Source organism: Belliella calami (genome assembly GCF_022549695.1).
In the GTDB taxonomy this organism is placed as follows: domain Bacteria; phylum Bacteroidota; class Bacteroidia; order Cytophagales; family Cyclobacteriaceae; genus Belliella; species Belliella calami.
In genome coordinates this window covers 22,351-40,069 of sequence record NZ_JAKZGS010000006.1, presented here as the reverse complement: position 1 = coordinate 40,069, position 17,719 = coordinate 22,351, and the positions used below count along the sequence as shown (strand labels likewise).

The following is a 17,719-nucleotide window of genomic DNA, read 5'->3' as shown; positions in this document are numbered from 1 at the left end:
GGTAGCGGATAACCATATATTATTAATAAAGACTTTCAACAATAATCAATTAAAAAAAATAGCAGTATGAAAGTAAAATCAATTTACGTCAATCTACCAATCAAAGATATTGACAAAACCAAGGAATTTTGGACAAACCTTGGGTTTTCATTCGACGAGCAGTTTTCAGATGATAAAGCATTGTGCCTAGTCCTCAACGAGGGGCTAATTTATGCCATGCTGATAACTCATGAATTTTTTGGGACATTCACGAATAGACCAATAGCAGATGGCTCTACAACACAAGTATTGACAGCGATAGAAGTGGAAAGTAGGGAAGAAGTTGATAATATCGTGAAACTAGCCATTGAAAATGGAGCCACTAGATACAAGGATAGTTCAGATCATGAGTGGATGTATTATGACTCTTTCTCAGACCTTGATGGACATCAGTGGGAAGTGATGTTTACAGACCCTAGCCTAATTCCAAATCCTTAATTTGTTAACTTATGAAAAGCAAAATCACATTTGTTGTTTGCCTATTGTTTGGCTTATTGTTTATCAACTCAGGCCTAAACAAGTTCTTCAATTACATGCCTATGCCAGAGGACTTACCAGAAGACATGTTAAAATTAATGGAGGCATTTACTGTTATTGGCTGGTTGATGCCATTGATAGCTGTAGTTGAAATTATCGGTGGAGCACTGTTTATCTTGCCAAAGACAAGAGCTTTGGGAGCGATAGTGATTTTCCCTATCATGGTAGGAATAGTACTTACACATATATTTAACGCACCTTCAGGACTGATCATGGCTTTGGTTTTGTTGCTTATCAACCTTTGGATAATTTTTGAATACAGGAAGAAATACTTAAACTTATTGGGTTAGATAGCTTTGCAGTAATGTTATTTCATCTCTTTTTGTAAGTCGAAATTATTACCCAGACTCCATAGATTTATAGTATAATTTGCTAGATTGGTTCATCAAAAACCATAAATCGAACATTTTGTACGGAAAGGAACAATTTCGGATTTTGTTCAAAAAACCAAATTAGCAACACCATGAAAAAAACATCCTACGTCCTACCACTTATTCTTGCTATAATTTTATGCTCTTGTGGGCAAATATCTGAATACAAAGGAGAAGTAATCGAAAGTGACAAGAGTATTTCACCGTTTAGCCAACTATCTCTAAAGGGAACTTTTGAGCTTTTTTTGATTCAGGGAGACGAAGTTTCGCTTAGATTTGAAGGCAATGAAGAATTGATCGATGAAATAGTAGTTGATCAAAAAGGACAAGAATTGAAGATTTCTTTGGATGGGAAAGGTACAAGGAATTTTCTGAAAAATGAGGCGAAGATATTTTTGACAGTGACAAGCCTTGAGAAAATAAATTTTGAAGGAGTTGGTCAGATCAAATCTGAAGGGCAATTGGCATTTGAGAAACTTGAGATCAAGGGAGAAGGAGTAGGGAATGTGGAATTGGATTTGGAAGTAAGTGAGTTAGTGACCAAATTGAATTTTGTTGGCAAAATGGATCTCAAAGGAGCGGCCGATAAATTTTATCTTTCAAATGAAGGAATCGGTAGTATAAATGCCACCAATTTCATCGCTGAAGATGTGGAAGTGATCAGTAGTGGTATTGGTTCTATTTCTGTCCATAGTATTGGTGAGCTTTCTATGGAAGTAAATGGTATTGGATCCATCAGCTATACAGGAAATCCAAAAGTGATCAAAGAAGATGTCAATGGATTGGGAAGTATAAGTAGGAATGAGTAATCATTCCTTATAAGCTGAAGGAAGCACCCCAAACTGTTCCTTGAACACTTTCCTAAAGTATTTAACATCATTGAATCCAGATTCAAATGCTGCTTGGGAGATTGGTATGTTTTGGTTGGCAATAAGGTTTGCTGCTTTTTTTATTTTTATCATCCGGATGTAAGTATTGATATTGTATCCAGTTATGGCTTTTATTTTCCTAAAAAGGGAAGTTCTACTCATTCCCATTTCCATCACGATGGTTTCTACTTGTGTTTCTTCCTTGCCGATTTGTGCCAAAATGATTTTATCCAACTTTGCCAAAAACTTTTTTTCTACTAAGAGAATATCACTTTGTGTACCGTCCAATAGCTCCGGCCCATTGTTCTTTCCTAGGTCAGAGAAATGTTTTCTCAAATTCTGTCTACTTTCAATCAGATTTTGGACTCTAGTTTGTAAAAGAGAACTATTGAAAGGTTTGGTAATATAATCATCCGCTCCCTCTACAAAACCAGTTTGCATGGTCTCTACATTGCCTTTTGCTGAAAGAAGGATAATTGGAATATGAGAAGTGATGTCATTTTTTTTGAGCGTAGCGCAGAGTTCAAGTCCATCTCTCAGTGGCATCATAATATCCGAAATAATGAGATCGGGAACATGTTTTAGTGCTTTCTGAATCCCGTCTTCACCATCTTGTGCATGGATAAGGTCATATTTTTTTCTTAGTAGGCTATCTAAATAACTGAGGATATCCGTGTTGTCATCAATCAGCAGTATTATCGGTCTTTCCTCTTCTCCATTCACCAAAATTTCTTGATAAGGTGACTCGTGTAATGAAAGGATGGATGTATCGGCAATCAGTGGTACTTGACGTTGGTCAGACGTCCATTGTTCTGAAGAAGAGATAGGAAGATCCCTTGGAATCTCTACTATAAATGTCGTTCCTTTTCCCTGTTCGCTAGCTACTTGGATCACACCATGATGGAGTTCTGTCAAACTTTTTGAAAGTGCCAATCCTATGCCGGTACCTTCTTTTTTAAGTTTTGTTCCAGATTGATAAAACCACTCAAATATCCGCTTTTTGTCCTCAGCATTGATTCCTGGCCCAGTGTCAGAGACAGAAATATAGAAGCTTTGCTCGTCAGAATAGAGACTCACTTGGATTTTATCATTATCTACAGCATGCTTTAGCGCATTGGATAAAAGATTGTTGATGATGATTTGTAGTTTTTCAAAATCAAACCGAGCTAACATATTCCTCTCGGAGAGTGAGCAAGTTAATTGGATATGCCTCTTTTTGGCGAGCGGTTGATAATTTTGAACCCATTGTTCCAAGTATAGCGATAGGTTGTATTCTCCGACAGTCAATTGACTCATCCCCGTTTCTGCCTTTCTAAATTCCAATAAGTTACCAATCAATTGATGAAGATATGCTGCGTTCTTTTGTACAAGTGTAAGCTTGTTGAGATGTGTTTTTGATTTAATTTGGTCGATGAGGTCTTCAATAGGAGCCAAAATCAATGTCAGCGGAGTTTTCAGTTCGTGTGAAAAGCTGGTAAAAAATCGAATTCTCTCTTCGTTGATATCATGTTCGAGCGAGCGTTGTTGTTTTTCCAGTAAAAGGGAGTTTTTGAGCTTCACCCGCTCACTGTAGTATCGCATTACACCAATCACAATGGCAACGATCAGAAGGAAATACAATAAATATGCAGGGAAAGTTTTCCAAAAAGGTGGAGTGATCGTTAGATTGATTTGGCGTTCCAATTCATATTCATTTCCGATTTTGGCCCTCACCAATAAGCTGTATGATCCAGGAGGAATATTACTCAAGTTAGCAGTACCAGTTCCCTGCACTTGAATCCAATGTTTATGAAAACCTTCAAGTTTATAAGAATAAGATACATTTTGAGCAAATGGGAATTTTATTAGTGAAAAATCAAATGATATCAATGACTGACGATGGTTGAGTGTCAATGTCTTTTTGTTAGATATCGCCGAATCAAGAAACTCTTCCCCAACTTTCACTTGCTCATTGAAAAGTTTGAAATTCTCAAAAATCAGGCTATAATCATGTTCTCGTTGATTGATTTTGGTTGGGTTTATAATATTGATTCCCTTATTTCCACCAAAATATAGGTTACCATCATCTGCCAAAGTAACGGCTCCTATATTGAATTCACTTTTTTGCAAATTATCAAAAGTATTAATATGGTCAATGTGGTTTGTAAGAGGGTTGTAGTGACTTATGCCATGATTGGTTCCTAGCCAAAATATACCTCTAGGATCCATTAGCATGCTGTTGATAGTATTGTTGCTTAGGCCGTTTTCTTCAGTGAACATCGTTATAGAGTCATCAGCTGGATTTATCCTGATCAATCCTCCGTATCTACTTCCTGCCAATATATCTTGATTTGGAAGTACTGCTATGGAGAAATAGATGTTTTCAGGGAGTTTTTCATACTGATTCGAATGATAATCCTTGAATGTATCTGTCATTGGATCAAAGCAAATGATTCCTGATCCAAATGTTGCCAACCAAAGCCTTTGTCTGGCATCAAAGGCTATTCCTCGGATATCAATTTTCCCCAAAGTGGCAATGTACTGGAATGTATCATTTTCTTCATCATAGAGGTATAGTCCTCCTTGATTGGTGCCTACCCAAATTTGCTGTTTGTTGTCTTCAGCTATTACCCTGACATCTGATCCATCCTTGGAACCCCCTTGTAAATACTGTTTGAACTTACCACTAGAAATGTCCATTCGGTTTAAGCCACGTTGATATGTGCCAACCCATAATCTTTCTTTGCTATCTTCTTTCAGAGAGATGATGTAGTTGCTACTGAGACTTTCTTTTTGTGAAGGATCATGGTGGTAATTGACAAAATTTCTATTTTCAGCACTATATCTATCCAATCCACCTCCATCAGTTCCAATCCAAATCCTGTTTTTTGCACCGGTAGCAATTGCCCCAATTCTATTGTGGGACAAAGTCTGTTCTGAATTCGGATTTCTTTGGAGCAACTTGATCGGTTCGCCATCTGGATTTACATAATTCACACCAGTGCTGGTTCCAATCCACATGTTTTTTTTCTTGTCCAGCTTCAAAGCGGAGACAGTTCTGTTGAAAACACTTGAGCCATCTGATTTTGGCAAGAACCAATCGATTTTTGGAGCTTCTTTTTTCAAAAAACCTCTTAACTCTAAGATATTCAGGCCTCCATTTCTTGTGCCAATCCAAATATTTCCTCTTTGATCTTCTTCAAAACACAAGACGTCAGAGTCGGAAAGCCCTCTCTCTGGAAGTATTGTTTGGTTAATCTCAAGAGTATCTCCTGCTGTGGTTATTACTTTTAGTCCGGATTTGGTACCTATCCACAGATTACCATTATCATCAGTATATAGAGAATTGATTTGACTTGAAGGTTTATTGGGATTGGATTGAAAAATCCGCTGGTTTGATTTGCTTTTGAGATCAATCTTATTCAATCCTGCATCAAAAGTACCAACCCATATTACGGAGTCCCCCTGTATTGTGATGGATGAAATCTGATTGGAGGATAAACTTCTAATGTCTTTGGCATCATGGGTCATGGTGTGTTCTACTTTTCCATTTTGATCCAAAAATTGGATTCCATATCTGTAAGCTCCCAGGATTATTTTGCCATTTAAGTATTCATACACAGAACTGATGCTGTTTGATAATAATCCGTCTTTTTGATTGATAAGACCAAATTTTTCTTTTTCAAGATTGTAAATATTCAGTCCTCCATCAGTAGCGATCATTAGTTTTCCATCTCTTTTCAAAGAAATTTGTTGGACAAAATTATTGACTAAAGCATTTTCAGGATCTTTGGTATCTTGTTTGAAATTCAAAAAATGTGTACCGTTATACCTGCTTATCCCCTCTATTGTCGCAATCCAAATATAGCCCAACTCATCCTGCTCAATGCTATTCACTACATTATGTGCAAGCCCGTCTTCCATGTCTAGTAAGTGGAAAGTTAGCTGTTCTTTTGTTCCAATTTGTTTGCCATTGATATTTTGGGCAATTGTATTGAAAGACAAAAACAATGTAAAAACACAAGTCAGTAAATAGTTGGGATTCATTTGTTAGTTTTTGACTAGGGTACAATATTTTGGATTAAATATGACATTTACAATCGTTGGACGATTTATCCCCCATTTTTTGTCAATTTATTACCCTTTCAGAATACTTTTTATTCAGAATATTGTACCTATTCTCAAAGTTTGTCCTTTGAGATATGAATTTTAAAATCAATTTAACGATTTAACCCAAAGTAAGATGAAAAAAAATTACTCCCTATGGGTACCATTCGTTGCTATGGTACTATTTTTCGCTTTCCACACTTCGGCTTTTGCACAGCAATCGACCATCAAGGGGAAAGTTTTCGATGAAAATGGTGAGTCCTTACCCGGAGCCTCTGTTTTGGTAAAAGGAACTACAACCGGTGCTGTCACTGACATTGACGGGAATTTCTCTATCAGCGTAAATGTAACTCCACAGACAGTTTTAAGAGTATCGTTTATTGGATACAAGACCCAAGAAGTAGCACTAGGTTCACAGACCGAAATCAACATAACGATGGAGTCTGATATGGATGATCTTAGTGAAGTCGTAGTGGTAGGTTATGGAGAGCAGAAAAAAGTCACCTTAACTGGATCTGTATCTCAGATCGATGGTGCAGAGTTGACGAAAAGCCCCCAACCAAACGTGTCCAATTCCCTTGCGGGTAGATTTTCAGGTTTGATTGCTTCCAACCGAAGTGGTGAGCCAGGTTATGATGGTTCTAGCATCTCGGTACGTGGTTTGGCCACTACGGGCAACAATGATGTATTAGTCGTAATAGACGGAGTACCCGGACAAATCGGTGGTTTGGAGAGATTGAATCCTGATGACATTGAGAGTGTCTCTGTTTTGAAAGATGCTTCTGCTGCAGTATATGGAAGTAGGGCTGCCAATGGCGTCATTTTGATCACCACCAAACGTGGGAAAACTGGAAAACCAGTTGTATCATATAGTTATAACCAAGGTTTCTCATCACCTACTCGTTTGCCAAGATTGGCTGATGCAGCTACTTACGGTACGATTCGTAATGAGATTGCTTATTACAATAACAATCAGAATGGTTTGAACCAGGTTTATAGTCCAGAAGAAATAGAATTGTTCAGAAATGGATCTGATCCTTTGAATTATCCCAATACAAACTGGCAAAGAGAAACGCTTCAAAACTTTGCTTTGCAAAATCAACACAATCTAAGTGTAAGAGGTGGGTCTGAAAATGTAAACTATTTTGTTTCCCTTGGACAACTTACCCAAGATGGACTTTACAAAAACGGTGTAGCAAATTTTAACCAATACAGTTTCCGATCCAACATAGATGCAAACATCAACGAGCGTCTGACAGTAGGTCTTGGATTATCTGGAAGAAAAGAAGCTAGAATGTTTCCCACTGAAGGTGCAGGACACATTTTCAGATCTATATACCGAGCTTATCCCACAGTCAATGCATTCTATCCAAATGGTTTGCCTTCAACGGGAATTGAAAATGCTAACCCAGCAATATTGGCTACTGATATGGGTGGTACCAATGACAATCCGAGATATGTATTCAATGGTATCTTGAGAGCAAAATATGAGCTTCCATTCTTAGAAGGTCTATCTGTTGATGGTTTTTATTCTGTAGATGAAAGCTCTGATAGATACAGAACATTCAGGGTTCCTTACACTTTGCACAATTACAATAGAAATGCAGACACCTATGATCCTATAGTGATCGGTGGAGGCCCAAACCAACGTCCATCTTTGGATGAGGGGCATGAAAATATTTCTATGATTGTAAGCCATATCAAGTTGAATTTCAACCGATCTTTTGGAAAACATTTTGTAGATGCATTTGTAGGATACGAGCAGAGTGAAAACAAATCCCATACATTTGGCGCTGCAAGGATCAATTTCCCAACTGCGGAAACTCCAGAACTATCCCAAGGTGGATCTGCTGCCACAGATTTTAATAACTGGGGAGAAAGCTACAATTTTACGCGAAGAAGCTTTATAAGTAAGTTGAATTACAATTATAATGAGAAATACCTCCTTGAAGTACAGGCAAGGGTAGATGGGTCATCCATCTTTCCTCGTGGCAATAGATATGGATTTTTCCCAGCTGTATCAGCAGGCTATAGAATCTCTGAAGAAGATTGGTTCAGAGACAGGTTCAATTTCATGGATGATTTGAAATTTAGGGTTTCACATGGCCAATTAGGGAATGATAATGTAGGGCAGTTTCAGTTTTATGACAACTATACCTTCAACAACCGCTACGTTTTGGGAAATGTAGTGAGGCCAGGAATTGATTTGATCCGTTTGGGAAACCCAAATATCACTTGGGAAACAGCGAACAAAACGGATATAGGATTGAATGCCGTTTGGCTGAAAAAGTTTACCACGGAATTTATTTACTTCTATGAAGATAGAACCAATATCTTGACTACAAGAAACGCGTCTATCCCTTGGTCTTCTGGAATTGTCAATCCCCATGGTGGAGAATCTTTGGTGCCATCTGAGAATATTGGCCGAGTAAAGAGCCGTGGTATAGAGACTACTTTGGGTTACGAACACCGTGGGCAGGATTTCAGATTTGGTGCATCCGGTAATTTTACTTTCGCCAAGAATGAAGTTGTATTTATGGACGAAGCTGCCGGTGTTCTTGATTACCAAAGACTTACTGGACGACCAATGAATAACTATTTGCTTTATAGAGCTATTGGAATTTTTACATCTGAAGATCAGTTTGACCAGTTTCCACATGTGCCTGGTTCCCAATTGGGTGATTTGATCTACGAAGATATCAATGGAGATGGTGAGATTACTGCCGATGATATGTATAGAACAGAACTGGGAAACATCCCGCAAATTACTTTTGGTTTGAACTTGAATGCTTCATACAAGAACTTTGATTTTGCCATGCTATTTTCCGGACAGGGAAGAGCAAGACAATATGTTCTGCCAGAATCCGGAACTGTAGGAAATTACTACAGCTCTTGGGCTGACAACAGATGGAGTCCAGATACTCCAAATGGTACCTATCCAAGGGTTAGTGAGCGCGCTTCCACAGCAATCAGTGGAGGTTTGTTTCCAAGTGACTTCTGGTTGCAAGATGTGTCCTTTGTACGTCTGAAGAATCTTGAAGTAGGATATACAGTGCCGAAAGCAATCTTGGAAAGATATTCAATTGGCAACCTTAGGGTTTATGCCAATGGTTTCAACTTGCTAACCATCACTAAAGTGAAGGATTTTGATCCAGAAGGCTCTAGCAATAGTGGACAATTCTATCCACAACAGAGAATTATCAATCTAGGTGTCAACATTCAGTTTTAAACCCGAAAAGCCATGAATTCATTTAAAAATATAAAATTATATATTGTTGTTTTATTCTGTGCACTATTCGCAGGATGTAACGAAGATTACCTCGACATTGCCCCGACAGATAGGGTTTCTGATGCATCTATTCTTTCTGATACCACCTTGTTTGAAGCATATGTGATCAATAGGTATTTAGGAGTAAGACTTACTGACAAAGAGGGTGACGGTTCAGTGCCTGGTTTTGGTAGAGGATTTGAATATGCTCTATGGTCTTCTCTAACAGATGAGTCTATTTATAATAATGATGACAATACTTGGGTAATTCAGCAGGGATTGTTGTCTCCTGAGAATACCGGTATAGCTGGTACGCTTTGGGGTAGAAGTTATAGAAGCATTCGTGAATGTAACTATGCCTTGATCAATTTGCCAAACATCACCATGTCAGAATCTGGCAAAGCCAGGTTGACGGCTGAATTGAAATTTATCAGGGCCTTTAGATATCATGATCTGATCAGAAATTATGGAAAGGTTGTTTTAAGGGGAGACAATGTCTCAATGTTGGGAGATGATTTTACAGATCCTTCATTGTTTGAAAGGGCAAGTATTGAAGAAGGGCTTCAATATGTTTTGGCTGAGTTGGATGAAGCGATCGCTGGATTACCAACTCAAAATAACAATAACTGGCTTGAAGGTAGGGCTACAAAAGGTGCCGCTATGGCATTGAAATCAAGATTGCTTTTGTATGCAGCAAGCCCACTTTACAATGGAGGTGCTACAGGAAGTGCAGAGCAATGGCAACGTGCAGCCCAAGCGGCTCAAGATGTTATGGATTTGGGGATTTATTCCTTATACCAACAAGGTTATTCAGATATGTTTACAGCTTCTGAAAGCCATCAAGAGGTGATTTTTGCAAGATTCTATAATCTTAACCAAAGACATACCGCTCTGGAAATTGCCAATGGACCAAATGGCTACGACGCTTGGGGAGGAAATGCACCTCTTCAAAACTTGATTGATGATTATGAAATGCTGGATGGATCCTCGTTTGATTGGAATAATCCTTCACACGCAGCCAATCCTTATGCAAACAGAGACCCACGTATGTCTGAAACGATCTTATATAATGGTTCTCAATACAGAGGTAGGGCAGTAGAGACATTCCTTCCTGGAGGAAGAGACAGCCAAGATGGACCTTCCAACTGGAATACAAGTCGTACCGGCTACTACATGAAGAAGTTTATTGATGAATCTTTGCCAATCCAGAATCCTTGGCAGGTGGCTGGTACCCAAAATTGGCTATATTTCAGGTATGCAGAAATACTCTTGAATTATGCAGAGGCAAGAAATGAAGCTTCTGGCCCAGATGCATCTGTTTACGAAGCGATCAACAGTATCAGACAAAGAAATGGTGTGAACATGCCACCTTTACCAACGGGTCTTTCTAAAGATCAAATGAGAGAACGGATTCAGCACGAAAGAAGAATAGAATTGGCATTCGAAGAGCACAGGTTCTATGATGTCAGAAGATGGATGATAGCCGAAACTACAGAAAATGAACCAGCTTATGGAATTGATATCAGAAGGGCTCAAGATGGTACACTGACTTATCAGAGGAAGATTTCTCTTCAAGGTAGAAGGTTTTTGGAAAGACATTACTGGTTACCTATTCCAAGACAAGAAATATTGGCTTCCAACAATGTTTTGGAGCAAAATCCAGGTTATAATTAAATGGCCTCAGCAACCATGGGGGGGATTTTATCCCCCCTTTTTTCTTTTAAATTAATTGAATATGAAAACAGAAATTCTTAAAAATTTAAAATCTGCTGCTTTTTTTGGAACGGCTTGGATAATGTTGTCATCTACCTCTTGTAGTGACAATGAAAGCAGGGGACAAAAAAATGATGAGCAGAAAAAAATATCTACCATTCAAGTATACCCAGAGACAATCTATCAAGAAATAGATCACTTTGGTGCGTCTGATGCTTGGGCAGGACAGTTTGTAGGAAATTGGCCGGAAGCAAAGAAAGCTGCCATAGCAGATCTTCTTTTTAGCCAAGAAGTGGATTTGCAGGGTAAACCCAAGGGAATAGGACTTTCATTGTGGAGGTTCAATTTAGGTGCAGGAAGTGCTGAGCAAGGTGCTGAAAGTGGTATTGGAGATTCGTGGAGACGAGCACCGTCGTTTATGGATGCTGAGGGGAGTTTCAAAATAGAAAGACAAGCTGCACAAGTTTGGTTTGCAAAAGCTGCCAAAGAGAGATCAGTAAATCATTTACTCGCTTTCCTAAACAGTCCTCCAGTTTGGTTGACAAAGAATGGGAAAGCATATGCTTCCAATGCCAATGAATCAAATCTTGCAGCAGAGAATTATGATGCTTTTGCAAAGTACATGGCTGCCTCGATCAAAGGAATGGAACAAGAAGGTTTGAAGGTAGATTACATAAGTCCTGTCAATGAACCACAATGGGATTGGATTGATGGAGGACAGGAGGGAACGCCATTTTGGAACAATGAAATTGCAGGGATAGTAAAGGCTTTGGATCGGGAATTGGAGGCAAAAGGACTCGATACAAAGATCGATGTCGCCGAAGCAGGACAGATCGAATATCTATACGAAGAACATAACCGACCAGGCAGATCAAATCAGATTTATGATTTTTTCAATGAAGCCTCAGATCATTACATTGGAGACCTCAAGCATGTCAGCCAAAATATCTCAGGTCATAGTTATTTTACCACCTCACCTTTTCAGCAAGCAGTAAGTAAAAGAAAGCAACTGTCACAAGCTGTGGAGAGTGCTTCAAATCTGAAATTTTGGATGTCGGAATATTGCATTTTGGGAGATAACGATGGGGAAATCCAAGGCAATGGAAAAGATTTGGGAATGTCTCCAGCTTTATATATTGCTCGAGTAATTCATAATGACCTTACTATTGCTCAGGCATCTGCTTGGCACTGGTGGATTGCCATTTCCCCATACGATTACAAAGATGGCCTCGTCTACATTTCAAAAACAGAAGCTGATGGAACTTATGAAAGCAGTAAGATGCTTTGGGCTTTGGGTAACTACAGCAGATTTATTAGACCTGGGTTTCAGAGGATAGATGTGAAGATTGATGTAGAGTCAATACAAAATCAAGACTTACTATGTTCTGCCTACAAAGATCCAAATTCGGGCGAAATAGTGATTGTGGCAATCAATTCATCTGTAAATGATTTGGAATTGGATGTGAAAAACAGTCAAATTGGCGCAACAATGGATTTGACTGGTTATCTGACAGATAAAGAAAACGATCTGAAACCCATGGATCTAGTAAATGGAGAGCATATAGTTATCCCCGCTCGATCAGTAGTCACTTTACTCACCACAAAATAACAACAAAATGACCCCAAAATACCACGTTTATACCTTCTTGATGTTTGTCCTATACATGAGCATTGTGAGAGATCTTTCAGCACAACAACAAGACAAAGTTTTGTTCAATGATGATTGGCAATTTCAATTGAAAGATACAGATTGGGAGGGTATACAATCAATAGAAAAAGGCTGGAGGGAATTGGATCTTCCGCATGATTGGAGTATCGAAGGGCCATTCAGTGCTGAATGGGCTAGTGGAACGGGTTTTTTGCCGGCTGGGATAGCTTGGTACAAAAAAGATTTTGCCATAGACAATTTCGATAAAGAAAAAGTTTATTCCATCTATTTTGATGGGGTTTACAAAAACAGCGAAGTTTGGATCAATGGTCAATATTTGGGTAAAAGACCATTTGGGTTTATACCATTTCAATATGATCTAACTACTTTTTTGAAGGAAGGAAACAATACTATTTATGTAAAAGTTGACCACAAGAATTTCGCCGATGCGAGATACTACACGGGGTCTGGTATTTATAGAAATGTGTATATGATTGCGTCAAATCAAATCCATTTTTCACAATGGGGCGTATTTTTTCATACTCCAGAAGTAAATGCCTCATCTGCCAAAGCAGTTGTAGAGATCGAAATTGATCAAAACCAAAGACCAAATGCGGAGCTTCAACTAAAAGTAATATTAAAAGATAAGAAAGGTAAAAAAGTAAGTGAAAGAAAGCAGGATTTTGTAGCAAGAAAGGGGAAGTCAAATCCAGAAAAATTGGAATTGACGATATCCAATCCACAGCTTTGGTCTCCTGATCATCCATATTTATATAGTTTGGAAATTGAACTCTGGGATGGAAAGGAAAAAGTAGATAGCTGGAAAGAAAAAGTAGGAGTTCGGACTTTTGAGTTTGATGCGAACAAAGGATTTTTTCTAAATGGAGAATCCATGTTGCTCAAAGGTGTGTGTATTCATCATGATGCAGGAGGTTTTGGTGCAGCAGTTCCTGAGGAAGTTTGGAGAAAAAGACTTGAAACTTTGAAGGATTTGGGAGCTAATGCTATCAGAATGAGTCATTATCCACACCAGGATTACATTTATGAACTCTGTGATGAGATGGGTTTCTTGATTCAAGACGAGGCATTTGATGAGTGGGAGATTGGAAAAAACAAATGGATCGAAGGATGGAATGCAGGTACACCGGGAAATTATAGGCATCATGATGCATTCGAGGAATGGGCAGAAAGGGATTTGGAAGATATGGTAAGAAGAAGCCGAAATAGGCCTTCCATTATCATGTGGAGTATTGGAAATGAGATTGATTATCCCAATGATCCTTATAGTCATCCAGTTTTGGATGAAGGGAGAAATCCACAGATTTATGGGAAAGGTTACCAACCTGACAATCCTGACGCTTCCAATTTGGGGCGTATTTCTGAAAAGTTGGCAAAAGCGGTGAAAAAGTGGGATACTACTCGCCCTGTAACGGCAGCATTAGCAGGCGTCGCAATGTCAAATTATACAGACTATCCTTCTAATTTGGATATAGTCGGGTACAATTATCAGGAATATAGGTACGAAGAAGACCATAAGCAATATCCCGAAAGAGTCATTTATGGAAGTGAAAATGGAGACGCACTCGAAGCTTGGCTTGCGGTAACTGAGAATGATTATATTTCATCACAGTTTTTGTGGACAGCATTTGATTTTATAGGTGAAGCAAGGCCTTGGCCATCAAGAAGTAGTGGGGCAGGGATCATTGATCTTGCAGGCAATCCAAAGCCTGATTTTTATTTCAGACAAAGTCTGTGGTCGGATAAACCGATGGTCTATTTAGGAGTCACGGATAGTGAAAGGCAAGTCCTTCGGAGGGCTGGTATTTCAAATACATGGAATGGAAAAACCGGTGAATCACGTTGGGTTACAGTATATTCGAACGCTGATGAAGTAGAGCTTTTTCTAAATGATCGTTCTTTGGGGAAGAAGAAGGTCGAATATAGTCTGGAAGAAATGATCGGTTGGGAAGTGCCTTTTGAACAGGGGGGACTCAATGCCGTAGCTTACAGTAATGGAAAGCAAGTGGCAAATTATGCTCTGAAATCACCGGGTTCTTTAAGTTCAATTTCAGGTGAATTGTCAAAATCTAGTTTTTCTAAGAAAGGAGAAATTATTGAATTAAATCTTATTTTGACTGATGACAAAGGGAATTTGATCCAAGACGATGATTTGGAATTGACAGTTGAAATTGATGGTCCAGCAGAAGTTATTGTGATGGAAAGTGGTGATTTGTCAAGTCATGAACCGTATCATGCTCCAACGAGGAAGACTTACCAAGGACGTTTGAAAGCTTACATCAGAACTTTGCAAGACGAAGGAGCATTGAAATTTGTAGTCAAGTCCTCAAGTTTGCCAGAGAAAGTATTTACTGTAAACGCCAAGTAGCCGAACAGGATTGATTTGCTTGGTAATAATGTTTGATCTAAAATTTTCTTAAACTATTGTTAATTCTCTTATTATAAGTTAAAACCACCTCTAATCTCCAAAAATCATAGCTATTATATCTGTGATTATACCCAAATTCAAAAAATCAATTTTGTGAATTTATGTGGTATAGTTGTTTATGTATCTTAGTAGTTTTTGGTTTTTCCGGTAAAAAAGAAGTGACATGGAAAGGAAAAGTATTGGATGGAACCACTGGGCTGCCTATCGAAAATGTGCATGTGTTTTATAAAAATGATCAAGGAATTACAGATAAGGAGGGTCGTTTTGAATTGGTTTTGCAAGCCGATGAAATTGTCACATTTAGCCATATAAGTTACGAGCTGAATAAGGTGGCTGTGTCTTTAGATGCTTTGCCTGCGATTATTTACCTTTTCCCTAAAGAGAGCGAACTTGATGCAGTAGAAGTCAGGCCTTTTCCGACTGAAAGTGATTTCAAAGAATTGATCCTTTCCAAACCTTATGTTCCAAGTAAATTGGAGGTCAATTTGAAAAAGAATACTTCAGTCATGAAAACGGTTTACATGTATATTCCTACCGAAGGAAAGGGAGGATTTAGTGAATTTATGGAAAGAGTGATTCCTAATGGGGCAGGGGGAGCCACTTTTTTCAATTCAGGAGGTGGAGGCTTGTTGCAGTTAATCAAGGAATTAAGGCAAGACTATGAATTGCCAAAACCTATCTTCCAAGAAATGGACTCTGCCAAAGTGGACAAAATCTACCAGTCGAAATACAAGTTTTTGAGACAGAATTGAAAAATAAGGCTGTCCTACACACAGTGTAGAACAGCCTTGAGAATTAGCTCTATTTGAATTAATAATTTACTTTTTGGCCCAGTATAAAGGAGTTAGTACGGCATCTGGACCACCCAAAAATGCACTAGCAGCAGCATATCCTGTTGGGTCTGCATTTCTCAAAGAGGATGGATATGGCAATCTCTGAGGGAAGAAACCGATACTACTTGTCATATAGGTTGAAGAATTCAAACCTGGAAGATTTGGTAGAGGGTTTTCCACAGCAGGATTCACAAAGAATGGCAATCCTAACCTTCTATGGTCATTCCATCCTTCAAGAGGTAACCAAGGTACATTTGACAAGTATTTTTGCGTAATGATTTTTGTCAGTTTATCATTTCTAATTGCACCCGATTGGTAGAGATTGTTGACTGGATACGCATAATCAAACGTCGTCACAGGGCCTGTTTTTCCAATCCTGTGAGTCATTGCTACAGTATTTGGGGGCTCTTCAGTGTGTGAGTACCTTACTGAAGTTCCGTTCCTGTTAAAAGCATCTGAATTTAGATAAGCGTCCACAAACTGTCCTGCATTGAAGTATTCGAAAGAATGTCTTACGCCAGTCTCATATGCCTGCTCATCACCCAAAGGCACTGTCCAACCTCTCAATCCAGCTTCTGCCAAGAGAAAGTATGACTCCCAACTACCGAAGAACACCCTTCTGCTGTTGCTTCCTCTGAACTGTTGACCCAGACCTGGCGCTTTTCCTACGATTCCTCGTAGCCTGTTTCTTGTGCCTTTTGCTCCCCAATCACCATTGGCGAAGGCATTCCAAGTGTATGTGGCATCAATCCTCACTGTATCACCATTCGTTTCCAATAAATATCCTTGTTGGTTTCTAGCATCACTGGTGTATGTAGGGAAAAGGGAATAGTTTGGATTGTCAAAATCTCCAGGTATGAAGAACGCTTTGTAAGCCCTTGGATCCATCGTTTCTGGAAGTCCATCCAACCAGTGTGCTTTTGCAGGATCATTCGTGCGATCGGCAAATTGATCTGGAAAATACATTCCCAAGTAATCTGCGGGTCTGATGTGGCCGTGTAAATGTGTGCCAACTTGTGTCTGAGTAGGTACACCACCTAGTCCCACATAGAGGTTGTTCAGGGTTGAGGATAGCCATTGGGCATTCCATTCACGAGACATTACGCCTGTAAGATCATCCCATCCTGGACGTTCTTCTACAGTGAAATTATGCGAAGCATCTGCAATGAACAAATTTGTAGAAACAGCTGCCTGAAATTCAGAAGCAGCCTTTGCTGGATCGACTTCAGACAGTCTCATTGATAACCTCATTCTAAGTGAATTGGCAAACCTTTTCCATTTCTCCCAATCATACATATATGCAGCGTCGAGATTTTGGAGTTTGGTAGGCCTTGCAATATTAATGTCTATTTCTGCTTGGGCTTGAGCCAATTCCAATAACATATAGTCATACACATCTTTTGTAGAGACAAACTCTGGATTGACTCCTTCGAAGGCATTAATCGGTAATGGACCAAAATTATCCGATAGCTCTGATATTAAGTAAGCTCTCCATATTCTTGCTACTTGAATAAGGTTTTCATTGTATGGCTGTGCAGAACCATTAGCAGCTTTTTCGTTGCCAATTTGAATCGCAGTAGAAGCTGCATTGAGCCAAGAGGATGCTGATCCCCAATAATCTACAGACCATCCATCATTGTGTGTGCCCAGTGCGATGCCTCCTCCTAAATGATGCATGCTGGCACCTTTCCAATAAAGGACAAAAGCCCTTTCGGCAACATGGGGATTCTGTTGTGCTCCGATAATCGATTGATTGATGAAATATTCCACCTGGACCTGATCTGCACTTGCAGCCATTGGATCATCATTGATGATATCAAAGTCTTCGCAACTCACAAGGGAAAATCCCAAAATTGCTGGTATGATAGTTTTTAAAATAATATTTTTCATGATTTATCTCGTTTTTATA

The 17,719-nt window shown here is 39.0% G+C and carries 10 protein-coding genes; 8 read left to right on the top strand and 2 right to left on the bottom strand.

Annotation, left to right across the window (positions count from 1 at the left end):
- The first annotated feature begins 66 nt into the window (after positions 1-66).
- The 3 genes from MM236_RS09220 to MM236_RS09210 all read left to right on the top strand — a co-directional run bounded on the left by MM236_RS09220 (position 67) and on the right by MM236_RS09210 (position 1,756).
- Positions 67-477, top strand: a complete 411-nt coding sequence (locus tag MM236_RS09220) for a VOC family protein (protein WP_241274683.1) — start codon at positions 67-69, stop codon at positions 475-477.
- Positions 478-488: 11 nt separating this feature from the next.
- Complete coding sequence (locus MM236_RS09215) at positions 489-866, top strand: DoxX family protein (RefSeq protein WP_241274682.1); 378 nt, start codon at positions 489-491, stop codon at positions 864-866.
- 173 nt (positions 867-1,039) lie between these two features.
- Positions 1,040-1,756, top strand: coding sequence for a head GIN domain-containing protein (locus MM236_RS09210; protein WP_241274681.1), 717 nt, complete (start codon positions 1,040-1,042; stop codon positions 1,754-1,756).
- Here MM236_RS09210 and MM236_RS09205 read toward each other — a convergent pair whose 3' ends face one another.
- Positions 1,757-5,842, bottom strand: a complete 4,086-nt coding sequence (locus tag MM236_RS09205) for a hybrid sensor histidine kinase/response regulator transcription factor (protein WP_241274680.1) — start codon at positions 5,840-5,842, stop codon at positions 1,757-1,759. It abuts the gene before it with no gap.
- 196 nt (positions 5,843-6,038) lie between these two features.
- Here MM236_RS09205 and MM236_RS09200 point away from each other — a divergent pair, with 196 nt between their 5' ends.
- From MM236_RS09200 to MM236_RS09180, 5 genes are all read left to right on the top strand, one after another.
- Positions 6,039-9,131, top strand: coding sequence for a SusC/RagA family TonB-linked outer membrane protein (locus MM236_RS09200; protein ID WP_241274679.1), 3,093 nt, complete (start codon positions 6,039-6,041; stop codon positions 9,129-9,131).
- A 12-nt stretch (positions 9,132-9,143) separates the two neighbouring features.
- On the top strand, positions 9,144-10,844 hold the full coding sequence (locus MM236_RS09195) for a RagB/SusD family nutrient uptake outer membrane protein (RefSeq protein ID WP_241274678.1): 1,701 nt from the start codon (positions 9,144-9,146) through the stop codon (positions 10,842-10,844).
- A gap of 61 nt (positions 10,845-10,905) precedes the next feature.
- Entirely contained in the window at positions 10,906-12,492 is a 1,587-nt protein-coding gene (locus MM236_RS09190) for a glycoside hydrolase (protein WP_241274677.1), read from the top strand.
- Between the two features lie 7 nt (positions 12,493-12,499).
- The gene (locus MM236_RS09185; RefSeq protein ID WP_241274676.1) at positions 12,500-14,917 is read left to right on the top strand and encodes a glycoside hydrolase family 2 protein; all 2,418 of its coding nucleotides are present in this window, start codon (positions 12,500-12,502) and stop codon (positions 14,915-14,917) included.
- A 161-nt stretch (positions 14,918-15,078) separates the two neighbouring features.
- Positions 15,079-15,729, top strand: coding sequence for a peptidase associated/transthyretin-like domain-containing protein (locus MM236_RS09180; RefSeq protein ID WP_241274675.1), 651 nt, complete (start codon positions 15,079-15,081; stop codon positions 15,727-15,729).
- Positions 15,730-15,795: 66 nt separating this feature from the next.
- On the opposite strand, the gene MM236_RS09175 is transcribed toward MM236_RS09180, so the two are convergent.
- Positions 15,796-17,700: a SusD/RagB family nutrient-binding outer membrane lipoprotein gene (locus tag MM236_RS09175; RefSeq protein ID WP_241274674.1), complete on the bottom strand. Its 1,905-nt coding sequence runs from the start codon at positions 17,698-17,700 to the stop codon at positions 15,796-15,798.
- Positions 17,701-17,719: the final 19 nt, after the last annotated feature.